11 protein-coding genes are annotated in these 13853 nt (G+C 28.4%); 2 read left to right on the top strand and 9 right to left on the bottom strand.

Going from position 1 to position 13853, the window contains the following annotated elements; all coding sequences use genetic code 11:
- The first annotated feature begins 140 nt into the window (after nt 1–140).
- Nucleotides 141–1115 (top strand): glycosyltransferase family 8 protein, encoded by a 975-nt coding sequence (locus J3U23_RS02270; RefSeq protein WP_267338316.1) that lies wholly within the window; start codon nt 141–143, stop codon nt 1113–1115.
- Nucleotides 1116–1132: 17 nt separating this feature from the next.
- On the top strand, nt 1133–2194 hold the full coding sequence (locus J3U23_RS02265; protein WP_267338315.1) for a glycosyltransferase family 2 protein: 1062 nt from the start codon (nt 1133–1135) through the stop codon (nt 2192–2194).
- A 35-nt stretch (nt 2195–2229) separates the two neighbouring features.
- On the opposite strand, the gene msbA (J3U23_RS02260) is transcribed toward J3U23_RS02265, so the two are convergent.
- The 9 genes from msbA (J3U23_RS02260) to rfbF all read right to left on the bottom strand — a co-directional run bounded on the left by msbA (J3U23_RS02260) (nt 2230) and on the right by rfbF (nt 13665).
- Complete coding sequence (msbA, locus tag J3U23_RS02260) at nt 2230–4002, bottom strand: lipid A ABC transporter ATP-binding protein/permease MsbA (protein ID WP_416380092.1); 1773 nt, start codon at nt 4000–4002, stop codon at nt 2230–2232.
- A gap of 26 nt (nt 4003–4028) precedes the next feature.
- Entirely contained in the window at nt 4029–5765 is a 1737-nt protein-coding gene (gene msbA, locus J3U23_RS02255) for a lipid A export permease/ATP-binding protein MsbA (protein ID WP_267338313.1), read from the bottom strand.
- A gap of 171 nt (nt 5766–5936) precedes the next feature.
- Complete coding sequence (locus tag J3U23_RS02250; RefSeq protein WP_267338311.1) at nt 5937–7184, bottom strand: glycosyltransferase family 2 protein; 1248 nt, start codon at nt 7182–7184, stop codon at nt 5937–5939.
- A gap of 302 nt (nt 7185–7486) precedes the next feature.
- On the bottom strand, nt 7487–8728 hold the full coding sequence (locus J3U23_RS02245) for a glycosyltransferase family 2 protein (RefSeq protein ID WP_267338310.1): 1242 nt from the start codon (nt 8726–8728) through the stop codon (nt 7487–7489).
- Between the two features lie 54 nt (nt 8729–8782).
- Nucleotides 8783–9655 carry an NAD-dependent epimerase/dehydratase family protein gene (locus J3U23_RS02240; protein ID WP_267338309.1) on the bottom strand — a complete coding sequence of 291 codons (873 nt, stop codon included), beginning with the start codon at nt 9653–9655 and terminating at the stop codon, nt 8783–8785.
- Complete coding sequence (locus J3U23_RS02235) at nt 9652–10914, bottom strand: protoporphyrinogen/coproporphyrinogen oxidase (RefSeq protein ID WP_267338308.1); 1263 nt, start codon at nt 10912–10914, stop codon at nt 9652–9654. Before J3U23_RS02235 ends, J3U23_RS02240 begins: the two co-directional genes overlap by 4 nt.
- Nucleotides 10911–11990 (bottom strand): CDP-glucose 4,6-dehydratase, encoded by a 1080-nt coding sequence (rfbG, locus tag J3U23_RS02230; RefSeq protein WP_267338307.1) that lies wholly within the window; start codon nt 11988–11990, stop codon nt 10911–10913. The genes J3U23_RS02235 and rfbG overlap by 4 nt, the downstream gene beginning before the upstream one ends.
- Nucleotides 11983–12885 (bottom strand): NAD-dependent epimerase/dehydratase family protein, encoded by a 903-nt coding sequence (locus tag J3U23_RS02225; protein ID WP_267338306.1) that lies wholly within the window; start codon nt 12883–12885, stop codon nt 11983–11985. Before J3U23_RS02225 ends, rfbG begins: the two co-directional genes overlap by 8 nt.
- The gene (gene rfbF / locus J3U23_RS02220) at nt 12886–13665 is read right to left on the bottom strand and encodes a glucose-1-phosphate cytidylyltransferase (RefSeq protein ID WP_267338305.1); all 780 of its coding nucleotides are present in this window, start codon (nt 13663–13665) and stop codon (nt 12886–12888) included.
- Between the last annotated feature and the right edge of the window lie 188 nt (nt 13666–13853).

Below are 13853 nucleotides of genomic sequence, written 5' to 3'. Positions count from 1 at the left end.
AAATTTATTTAACCTTTCAAATGTATTTAAAACATTGAACATTTTTTTATCGATGTAAAATTTTCACCTATATTTTGTCAATAATCGAATATATAATTAATAGAATATATTGTTAGAAAACTAAAATTAGAACGAATTAAATGCATAACGTAAACAACTTTATTGATCAAATAAAACCTATAAGAACTAATAATCAACAATTTCCTACTCTTCACATTGCTTTAGGTTTTGACAATAATTATGCAATGCCTGCAGGTGTAACAATATTGTCTGTTATTCAAAATACACCTAACTTCAATCTCCACTTCCATTTGTTTGTTGATAATGTATCACAGACAAACCTTGATAAATTCCAAAAGATAAATTTTCCTAATGTATCAATTACACTATATTACTTAAATAATAATTTTATTATCAATCCTAAAACCCTAGTTTTGCATATTCCAACGGTATCAACTTGTATCCGCTTTATTATGCCAAAACTTCTTGTTTCAGTTACCGATAAATTAATTTACCTTGATAGTGATATAATTTGTTTACAATCATTAGCTAAATTAACTGAATTTAATATTGAAAATTATATTGCCGGTGTGATTAGTGATACTAAAGATATGCAACACACTATTAGTAAAATGTATAATATTGATTCAACAAAATACTTTAATGCTGGAGTTTTGTTAATAAATACCAAGAAATGGTGTGAAGAAAATATTTCTGAAAAAGCATTAACTATGATAAACAACGGAAATATTTACAAGTTTGCCGATCAAGATGTTTTAAATATCTTACTGGAAAATAAAACATTATTATTACCAATAAAATTTAACACTAAAATAAAAATTTCTATCGATGCCCATCAAGAAAAAGAAATAAAACCCTATACAGTTTTATTACACTATATTTCACAAAATAAACCTTGGTTTAAAGTATATCTTTCTGAAATATTTAGAGAATATTTGGCTATATCTCCCTGGAAAGATGTTCAATTACCTTTAAGTGGTGATAGTTCATCAATAAGAAATTATGCTAAATATTTAATTAAACAAAAGTTCTATTTTAAATCTATTTATTACTATATTATTTATTTAAAATATAAATTATTTCTTAAAAAATAATTATCTGTTAAAAACCTATGAAAAATGAATCCATTTGTCTATCTATAATTATACCTTGTTATAATGTTGAAAATTACATTAAAGATTGTTTAAATGCTGTTACAAAAGATGATGCATATTCTACAGAAATCATATGTATCGACGATGGCTCAACTGATAATACATTATTAATACTTGAGCAATACCAAGCTAAATTTGATAATGTCAGGATAATCAAGCAACCCAACCTTGGGGTTAGCAAAGCTAGAAATAAAGGATTTGAATGTTCTTCTGGAAATTATATCCTATTTATTGATTCAGATGATATGATAAATCCTGATTTACTTAAAAAGTTCAGAAATTCTTTAAATCTTATCTCTGAATTAGATTTGTTCTACTTTGATTATACTTCCTTTAAAGATGGCGAAATAGCCTTCAACCCTATGAATAATAATAAATCATTAAGCTTCAACACTGGACTAGATTTATTAAATTTTTTATTAGAAAGAAGAAATTATTCTGGTGTGATATGGCGATTTATTTTCAATCGGAAATTATTTAGTGAAAAATTCATTGAGAAAAATCATGAAGACCACAGCGTTTCACTTTCTATTATTTCGAAAGCAAAATCAGCTTATTACTTTTTAAATAAAAATTCTTATTTTCATAGAGTACGTACTTCTTCCTTATCAGAACAATACATTGATGATCTTAATTTAAAAACTTTGAAGAAGGTTTTAAATCACTGTATAACTAAAATAAATTCACTTCAATTATCTGACAAAGCAAAATGTAATTATGTCTTTGTTATGAATATAACTTACTTAGAATCATTACTTAAATCTAATAAAACATTTGAAAAACGAACCAAAGATGAAATTATAAAAGAAATTGGATTACTTAAGTTAATGATACGAGTAAACAATAGTAATAAATCTAATGCTATAAGGAATATTTTTTATATTTTTAAATTTATAAAGAAAAATCCATGCTCACTTTCCACAAAAAAAATATTACTAAAATGCGCAATAACAAAAAAATATCCCTATCTAGATACTAAAAAAGATTACAAACAATATTCTTCTTTAAATAAATTTTAGAATTTACTATAACTATCAATTACAACATCAAAAAACTATTCATTAAAATTACTATTATATAGTTTTGTATATGCACCATCTTTTTTTAATAATTCGGTATGTGTACCTTGCTCAATAATAGCTCCATTACTCATTACTAATATTTTATCGGCATTTTCAATAGTAGATAATCTATGAGCAATAACAAGAGATGTCCTTCCTTTTTGTAGTTCCTCTAAAGCTTTTTGTATTGCCTTTTCAGACTCAGTATCTAACGCTGATGTGGCTTCATCTAAAATAAGAATAGGGTTATCTCTTAAAAGGGCTCTTGCAATCGCTATACGTTGACGTTGCCCACCAGATAATAAGACACCATTTTCACCTACTACTGTATCAAAACCTTTATCGAATTGTTTTATGAAATCATAAGCATTAGCTTTTTTTGCTGCATCTTCTATCTGTTCTTGTGAAAATTCACCAATTTTTCCATATGCTATATTATTTGTAATGGTGTCATTAAACAAATGAACATATTGAGAAACTAATCCAATTTGGTTCCTTAAACAGAATAATGTATATTCACAAATATTTACTCCATCTATAGATATTTCACCTTCATGAATATCATAAAAACGTGTTAACAAGTTTGCAATTGTTGTTTTTCCTGAGCCAGACCTACCAACTAGAGCGACTGTTTTGCCGGCTGGTACAGAAAAACTAATATTATTTAATGCTAGATCTTGACGAGTTTCGTACTTAAATGAAACATTTTTAAAAAGAATATCTCCTTTTACTTTATCAACATTTAGAGCACCACTATCTTTTTCAATAGGTTGTTCTAATATAGAAAACAATGTTTGACAAGCAGCCATGCCTTTTTGAAATCCAGCATTTACACTTGTTAAACTTTTTATCGGCTGCATTAAAGCTACTAATGAGGAAAATACAACAGTAAATTCACCAGGGGTAATATTTAGATCAGGGTTACTAGCTGTTAATAAAACAAACGCAATAGCGAAAGAAATAACAACTTGAACAATAGGAGTTGATAGTGCTGAAATTGAGACTAATCTCATACTATCTCGGCGAAATTTATTACTTACTTTTTCAAAATTTTTAACTTCTTCATCTTGAGCACCAAAAACAATTATTTCTCTATGGCCTTTTAACATTTGTTCAACAGACATTGTTACATTACCCATTGAATTTTGCATATTTTTAGCTAAACGACGAAATTTTATCGAGATAAAAGAAATAAGAGCTATTACTATCGGTGTTATTATTATCAATGACAAAGATAATTGCCAACTATTGTAAAACATTGTATAAAATAATCCGCAAATAAAAGCAGACTCACGGATTATCGTTATTAATGCGTCAGATGAAGATGCGGCAACCTGTTCAGTATCATAAGTTATACGTGACAATAATCGACCAGTTGAATTTTGGTCATAATAACTTACAGGTGCTTCAACAAAATGACTAAATAACCTCTGTCTAATTTTCATCACAATCTTTCCTGAAATTAGTGATAAAAATACAGAGTATCCATAGTTTGCAATTCCTCGTAATAAAACTAATCCAAATATATAAAAAGGAGCCATTAATAAAAAATCTTGATCATTCATTGAAAAACCACGATCTAATAGAGGTCTTAATAATGCGATCAATGAAGTATCAGCAAATGCGCTTGCAATCAATAAAATAACGGACAAAAATAAGATAAGCTTATGTTCCATAATTAATGGACATAACTTTAAAAAGGTTTTCCATGTAGAATGGTCTTTATCTATATCATTAATAAACTCTTGGTTATTTTGTTTATTCATATTATTCATTATCTATACTGTCTGCTCTAGCTATTAAATTGCATTTTATGCATTTGTGCATAAGTTCCATTCAAACTCATCAATGTCTCATGGTTACCATCTTCTATTACTCTTCCGTCATCAATAACAAGAATACGGTCCGCCTTTTCAATTGTAGATAGCCGATGAGCAATAATAATTGATGTTCTATTTTTCTGAAGTGTTTCTAACGCTTTTTGCACAAGCCTTTCTGATTCATTATCTAATGCAGAAGTCGCTTCATCAAAAATTAATATAGGGTTATCACGTAATAAAACACGTGCTATTGCTATCCGTTGTCTTTGTCCACCTGATAATAAAATACCATTATCACCTATTTCAGTATTTATTCCGTGTTCCAACTTATTAATAAACTCAATAGCATTTGCTTGTTTAGCAGCTCTGAGAATATCATCTTCGCTATGAAGTTCTTTTTCTCCATAAGCAATATTTTCAGCAATAGTACCATTAAATAAATGAACATTTTGTGATACATAACCAATTTGGTTGCGTAATGATTTCAATGTATATTTTTGAATATTTATAGAATCTATCAGAATTTCACCTATAGAAACATCATAAAAACGTGGCAATAAGCTTGCAATTGTCGACTTACCTGCTCCTGAACGGCCTACAAGAGCTATAGTTTGACCTGCCTCTATTTTTAAACAGAAGTTATTAAGTGCTGGCACATTTCGTGTTGGATAAGTATAAGTAACATTTTTAAACTCAATATTACCTTTTACTCGGTCAACAACAATAGTTCCATTATCATTCTCTAATGGAGAATCTAAAAGTGAAAATAGTGATTCACATGCAACAGCACCTTTTTGAAGCTCAACATGAAGACTTGTTAGTTCTCGTAATGGACGCATTACAGCTATCATTGCAGAAAAAACAACCGTAAATGATCCAGGTGTAATATCTAAATTTTGCGTAGCAACTAAATAAAGTATGAATCCTAAACCTATTGTCGCAATTAGCTGAATTAAGGGTGTTGATAATCGTGAAACTACTTCTATTTTCAACATTCCCTTTCGGACATTATTAGTTATATTATTAAAATTACGTTTTTCATAATCTTTTGCATTAAAAATCAGAACTTCCTTATGTCCTTTTAACATTTCATCACTAGCTATAGCAATTTGGCCCATTCCCTGCTGCATTGAGGCAATGGTTTGCCTAAACTTTTTAGCAATAAACTGAGCTACAAAAATAATTAGGGGAACTAGAATTATAAGCACTGAAGCTAACTTCCAACTTCCGTATAGCATAACTATGCATAATCCTATAGCGTAAGTTATCTCGCGGATAAGTATTATTAAAGCATCAGAAGAAGCTTTAGATAACATCTGTGTGTTGAAAGTAATAACAGAAACTAAATCACCTACAGATTGCTTATCATGAAAGCTGGTAGGACTTTTAATTAAATGATTAAATATCATCTGTCTAAATTTAGTAACCACTTTTCCTGATAACCAAGACAGACAATATGTTGAGATATAATTAGACAAGCCTCTTAATAAAATTAAACCTATAATTGCAATTGCAATTGCAATCAAAAGAGAATAATTTTTATCCATTAATCCATGATCAAGCAATGGTTTAGTAAGTGATATTAATGTCGAATCTGTGGCAGCATTTAAAAATAAACCTATAATTGCAATTAATAAAGCTTTTTTATAAGGTTTAACGAAAGGCCAAAGTTGCTGAAGAGTAGTAAATGAATTATATTTTAGCGCCATAATAAAATTAATAAATAATATATTGATTAACAGTATAATACATTTGTAAGCTTTGATGTTAATTTTATTAAATAGGTAAATAATTCACTATTTCTAAAAACAAATAGTGTAAAAAGAATTAAACAGCAATATAGCTATTACCTATGTTATACATAAAAGCATCAAATAAATTTAGTATTTTTTCAGAATTCTTAGAAAGTTAAATAAATACATATAAACATATCTATTATTTATTACTTTGATTTTCCAAATAGGAATACCTAATATAGAGTAATATGCAGTATTTTTATACGATTTTTTCTTATATAATGGTATAAAACCAAATAACTTTACAATTGAATAATTTTTTTCATACGGTTTACTGGATGGTATTTTTCCAAATAAAGATTGATATCGTCCATAAAAATCAAAAAAACCTGTTGAGTAAATCAACAAATTACAGAGTGTAACCTCTTGAGAATTATATACATCAGGGTTATTTTTAATGGTATCCTCCATCTTAGTCATTAACTTTTTAAAAGCTAGATAATACCCAGGTTGGTCAATATGATATTCAAAACAAACTTCAAAAATTCTGAAAAACATTACATTGACATTATTTTCTAACCCTTTAATTTTCAGATAATCATATAAATTATCTAAAGTTTCTGGCAATTCAAAATTTTTATATAAAACCAGATTTGTTAATGAAACATCTTTAATAAATAAACGACGCCAATAGTTATTATTAGCATTCTTATCAGACATGATATAAAAATGCTTAACATGTGCTAACAGCTTAGTTGTATAGGGAATATTATCTGTCTGAAAACCTTCAATAAATCTGATTGAAAACTGATCTAGAAATTTTTTTCGATAAAGTCTTCCCCACATAGGAATATTCGTATCAATTTCTGGCTTCTTATTATAATCACTGATTGTATAATCGCCTTTTGCCATCTGTTCTGAAGTTTCGCAAAGTATTTTGACCTCATTTGTTGTTTCTTCTACTAAATAATTTATCGCATTATAATTGATGACTATATTATATTTTTCTCCTTCAGGATCTAATTGCTCTATTGCATTCACCATGCTTTTAACCCAATCTTTTTCAATCCAATCATCAGGATCAACAAAACAAATAAAATCTCCAGTAGCATTATCTAAGCCAACATTTCGTCCGCCACATAACATTTTATTATCTTGTAAAGTTATAATTTTAATTCGTGGATCCTTTTCTTGATATTTCAACAAAATTTCACCACAATTATCAGGAGAGCCATTATCAACACAAACTATTTCTAAATTCTGATAACTTTGAGCTAATATGCTATCTAAGCATTCTTCCAAGTATAACTCAACTTTATATATTGATAATAAGATAGACACTAGAAATTCTTCTTTATACTTAATAACATTATTTATTTTACTTTTTCCCATCCTGACCTCTCGTAAATCAATTGTTTAATTTGATATTTAATTAAAATAAATCGTTATAATTTTTATGAAATAAGTGATAGAGATTAAGTTAAAAAATAAATTACAACTCAATACATAATAACGATATTTGTAATTAATAATAGATTTATTAATTACAAATATATCTTACAAAATAACTCAGTAAGTTATTTTATATTAATTAATGCTCAATAATAAATCATTCCACTTACGTAGAATAACTAATCTATATAAAGTTTAGTATTAATAGCAATTCACTTTATGATATATGAAAAATAACTAATTTAGTATTTTTTAAGAATTCTTAAAAAGTTGAATAAATACATATAAACATATCTATTATTTATTACTTTGATTTTCCAAATAGGAATACCTAATATAGAATAATATGAAGTATTTTTATACGATTTTTTCTTATAAAATGGTATAACACCAAATAACTTAACAATTGAATAATTTTTTTCGTGCAATTGACTAAGTGGAACTTCTCTGAATGTAGAGTGATATCTATCACAAAAATCAAAAAATCCATTAGAGTAAATCAACAAATTACAGAGTGTAACCTCTTCAATATTATACAAATCTGGGTTAACTTTAATGGTATCTTCCATTTTCGTCATAAGCTTCTTAAAAGCTAAATAATATTTAGGCTGGTCAAAATGACGATAAAAACATAACTTGAAGAAAGTATAAAACATCACTTTAACTTCGTTTTCCAAACTATGAAGTTGTAAATAATCATATAAATTTTCTAAAGCATATGGGATTTCAAAATTTTTAAACAAAACAACATTTGTTAATGAAACATCTTTAATAAATAAACGGCGCCAATAGTTATTGTTAGCATTCTTTTCAGACATGATATAAAAATGCTTCATATGGGCTAACAGTTTAGTTGTATATGGAATATTATCAGTGTGAAAACCTTCAATAAATCTGATTGAAAACTGATCTAGAAATTTTTTACGATAAAGCCTACCCCACATGGGAACATTGGTTTCAATCTCGGTTCTAAAATTATAATCTTTAATAGTATAATCGCCACAAATGGTATGATCTGCATATTTGTATATTATTTTTATGATGCCGTCTTCAATTATATAGTCTATAGCATTATGATTAATCACTAAATTATATTTTTCACCTTCTGGATCTAATTTTTCAATTGCGTCGACCATGCTTTTGATCCAATCTTTTTCAATCCAATCATCAGGATCAACAAAACAAATAAAATCACCGGTAGCATTATCCAAGCCAACATTCCGCCCTCCACACAACATTCTATTATCTTGTAAAGTTATAATTTTAATTCGTGGATCCTTTTCTTGATATTTTAACAAAATTTCACCACAATTATCAGGAGAGCCATTATCAACACAAACTATTTCTAAATTCTGATAACTTTGAGCTAATATGCTATCTAAACATTCTTCTAAGTAATCTTCAACTTTATATATAGCCAACAAGACTGATACAAGAAATTCTTTTTTTGTAGTTACAACATTACTTACATTGCAATTTTTCATTTTATTTTCTCATCAAAAGATTATTCAATTTATATTTTCACAAAAAACACGTGATTAAGACATTAACATATCTTTTATTGCTTCTTGAAGCGAATATTGAGGGGTAAATTTAACTTCGTTAGTTAATCGAGCATTACTTCCAATCACTTTTAACTGTTGTGATACGTCAGAATGATTACTTTGAAACTCAACTAATCTTTCCTTATTCAAAGAACTAGCTATTGCCATAACAAAATCTTCAATTTTTAAACCTAAGCCAGAACAAAAATTTACAATGCCTTCGACGTTACTATCCAAAAAATCAACAGAACCGGCGGCAATATCCTTGGAATAAATATAATCTCTAATCAATTTACCATTTTTAATAACAACTTTTTGATTCGCATTGAGTTGTTCAATAATATAACCCGTCAAGCGCCTTGAATCACGTTCTTTTCCAAAAGCAGAAAAAATTCGCATCCACCCAAAAGAAATATTATTATTCTTGCAAAATAATTCAGCTATTTGATAAGTAAGATTTTTACATTGGCTATAAATATTAATTGGTTCAGCAGGCATTGATTCTAATAAAATATCAGATTGGTATCCATATTCAGCATAAGTACCTGACATAACAGCTCTTTTTCCACCATTTTTGGCAAAAGATTTAAGTAATTGAATTGAAGCAATTAAAAAATCAAAGTTACTGTTATCATTAAATAAACCGGTGCTTAGCCAAGCATAATGTAGCAAATATTGAGGTTTAATATCTGATATAATTCTTTCAATTTCAATATTATTAAAAATATCAGCTTGGATATGAGTTATACCACTAATCTCACATTTATGACGACTAATTGAATAAACATCAAACCCCTTATTAATCAAAAAAGGTATTGTCTCTTTACCAATTAATCCAGTCCCCCCTGTCAAAACAACTTTTTTCATATTACATTCTTTCCATCTTCAAAAGATTGATGAGACCAAGCATATTCCCATTTACCAAATCGTCCAATAGATTTTATATTTAAATCATCCAAATACTTTAAAATCAAATCTCTATTCTGATATATGCTATGAACAAAAGTAATATTTGCATAAGGTTCAAAACGAATATCTTTTACAATAATATCTTTTTCTTCAAAGACACCGATTTGAATTAATTTATCAATTGTATTTTTTAATACTACTTCAGGAGGTAATATTTCAGCTTTATTATCAAAAAAAACTTCTGCTTGAAGAGATGAACATCCAATTGGAGCATTATCTGAAGATTTTAAGCTAGGCGAATATACTCTAGCAGATAATATATCTTCATCATAAATATAGAACCATAAATACTTAGCAATATCAGGACGATTAAAACCTAAAGATATTTGATACCCACATGTATGTCTTAATTTTTTTGCAGCATCTTTTATTGCTAAAGGTACATTCGGTAACATTTTTATGATTTCAGGTAGAGGCAAAGTAGATATAAGACTTTCATAATCTTCAATTTCACCATTATGAAACTCTAATTGTCTGAGATTTGGATCAATTTTGACAACTCTCTTATTAAATTGAATATTCAAATTTTTTCTACAGTTATTAATGATGCTCCTGAATCCTCCATTTTTAGGATAAAACATTTTTTTAGCAAAATAAAAACACTCGTCTTGGGTTTCATAAGAGCCTTCAAGTACCTGTTTAAAATCAGGCGTATACATCCTAACTCCAACCCATTTAGTTTCTAATTCTTTTGGTTCTACTCCCCAATATTTACGTGTATAAACAAATGGAAAGTTTTCAGCAAAATAATTACCATATTGAACTCTTAACCACTCATCATAATTTTTAATTTGAGAAGTCTCTTTTTTTTCTCTATTAACAAAATCACAAATTATCTTAACCTTTTCAGAATTCGATAAAGGAGCCAAATTATTCTGTGCAGGATGTCTTAACCAATTTCCTTTGTAAAAATTACTTGGTAAAGGTGTATGTTCATACATCCCTTCATTACTCGCAAATAATTTATGAATAGATTCGTCATCAGCAAATGATAAATGAACAAAACGATCAAAGCGGAAGCCATTTATCATGAAATTACCACACAATCCTCCCCAATCAGAATCTTTTTCATAAATTATACTATCAATCCCTTTTTGCTTAAGATGATATCCTGCAGATATTCCGGCTATGCCACTACCTAAGATAGTTGTTTTCATTTTACAATACTATCCCCATGTTCTAGAATTTGTTTAACGCATAATTCATACATATCGTCATTATTCAGTGAGGTTTTATACCAATCAACAGTTTTTTCTAAAGCTTCTTGTAACCCCCACTCTGCTCTCCAACCTAACATTACATAGGCCTTCGTCACATCTAAATTTAATAATGTATTTTCATGAACTGCATTTGGATCAGAAGCATTGACGACTTTACCTTTCCCATAATATTCAACTAATCGATTTACGACCTCTAACACAGTCTTATTAGCAGATATATCTGGACCAAAATTAAAACTAGTAGAATAATTAATTGGGTCTTCTATAAGCTTCTCTCCAACTCTAAGATAACCAGATAAAGGTTCGAGAACATGCTCCCATGGTCTAGTAGCAATTGGATTTCTAACTTCAATATTCTGATTTGATTCAATAGAGCGAATGCAATCAGGTATTAAACGATTATCCGACCAATCTCCACCGCCAATAACGTTTCCAGCTCTTACATTTGCTATCGCTTTACCATGAATATGATAATCTTTAGGATTAAAATAAGAATTTCGATAAGATGAAATCATCAGTTCAGCACAACCTTTAGACGCTGAGTAAGGATCATATCCTCCCATTCGATCGGTTTCTTTATATCCCCAAATCTGTTCAATATTTTCATAACATTTATCTGAAGTAATCATAATAATTTGCTTAACAAAATCATGATGTCTACTTACTTCCAAAATATTTAAAGATCCCATAAGATTAATATCATAAGTATCTTTTGGGTTTTCGTAAGCTGTTCTGACTAACGCTTGAGCAGCTAAATGAAAAACGATTTCAGGCTTATAAGTTTGAAAAATATTATTCAACTTATCATAATCACGAACATCGCCACGGATATCAGCAAACAATTTCTCACTTAAATGACAAGCATTAAAATTACCTCTATCAGAATAAGGGTCTAAAGAATAACCAACAACTTTAGCTCCCATCATATTTAACCAAATTGATAGCCAAGATCCTTTAAAACCTGTATGGCCTGTTACGAGAACAACTTTATTTTTATAAACATTATTAAACATTGTTATTTTTCCACCAATCTATAGTTATTTTTAAACCATCATCTAAACTTATTTTTTGATTCCATCCTACCTGTTCAACTAGTTTCTGGTTATTACCAACAATAAAAGGATCATCAAAACTTTGAGGAATCGCACCCCACAAAATATTTCCTTCAAAATTAGTCAGTTCAGCGATCTTTTCAACAATCACTTTAAGTTTAATTGGAGTACCTGAACAAACATTGACAGCACCATTAACTCCACTTTCAAACAAGTCTACAATAGCTGCTGCGGTATCAAAAACATGTAAATAATCTTGTATTTTTAAACAATCACTAACTTTTACGTCTTCATTTTTTAACATTGAATTAATGACTGAAGGCATTAATCGAGAGGATTTTTCATTTGGACCATATAAATTAAAGACTCTTGCCCACTTGAAATCAACTTGATTTTGCTCACAAAAAGAAGACATTATATTGAATAAATTTGCTTTACAAGCTCCATGCAAAGATTTATTTGTTAATGGGGTTATATTTTCTGATAAATATCCATAGGAAAAGTTATATTCTGACACTGTACCATTACACAAAATTTTAGAGCCACCTTGTTTATAGAATTCATAAAACAGGTTTAAAGAGGCATATAACCACTGTAAATTTACATTTTCAGAGTGACATTTAGGTCCCAGATACCAAGCTAGATGAATCATTTGATCAAATTTATTTGAAGCTAAAAACTTTTGTACTTTATGAAAATCAAATAAATCTAATTCAATTTGAGTTAATTGTTCATTATCATCTAATTTTCGTTGATGATAAATGCCAACTATATCATATCCTCTAGTTATAAGCTCATTAACAACAGCTTTGCCAATAAATCCAGAATACCCTGTTACTAAAATTTTTTTTGACATTTAATCTTTCCAAATTTTCCAAGGTGCTTTATTTTCAGCCCACATATTATTTAGATCTATTTTATCTTTTAACATATCCATAGCGTGCCAAAAGCCATGATGCCTATAAGCATTTAATTGACCATCACTAGACAATTTTTTCAAAGGTTCTTGTTCCCAAATTGCGCTATCATCATCAGGAATATAATCAAATATTTCTGGTTGTAATACAAAAAATCCTGCATTGATCCATGCTCCACCCTCTTTAGGCTTTTCTTGAAATTTATTAACTTGACCATCAGATGAAATGTCGATAGAGCCGAAACGACCTTCCGGTTGGTAAGCGGTTAATGTCGCTAGTTTTCCAGAATCTTTATGGTTTTGTATAAGCTTATTAATATCAATATTAGCTACTCCATCGCCATAAGTTAACATAAAAGGTTCATTACCAATAAATTTTTGAGCTTTTTTAATTCGTCCACCAGTTAAAGTATCTCTTCCCGTATATAACATTGTAACTTTCCAAGGTTCAGAAGTATTTTGGTGAACTTCAACATTGTTGGTAGATAAATCAACAGTTACATCAGAATTATTAAGATAATAGTTTACAAAATAATCTTTAATTACTTCACTTTTATACCCTGTTAAAACTACAAAATCATTGAAACCATAAAATGAATAAATTTTCATTATATGCCAAAGTATCGGGTGTCCACCAATTCCAACCATAGGTTTTGGCCTTATACCAGTTTCTTCTCCTAACCTTGTACCTAATCCACCAGCTAAAATAACAACTTTCATATTTTTTCTCTTTTTAGTTAGATTATTAAATTAAATAAAAACATAATTATTTGAAATCAAATAAATATAAAATAAGTATTTAAATAAATAGCTTATTAATGATCAAAATTAATTTCTTTTTTGTACTAAAACTCCATTCTTTAAAAAAAGTAAATTTTTGTATATTAGTATTGTATATTGTAAAGAAA

The organism is Gilliamella sp. B3367, from assembly GCF_026536825.1.
Lineage (GTDB): Bacteria > Pseudomonadota > Gammaproteobacteria > Enterobacterales > Orbaceae > Gilliamella > Gilliamella apicola_E.
The sequence above is the reverse complement of the archived record's forward strand: the minus strand, read 5'-3'. Positions and strand labels throughout refer to the sequence as shown.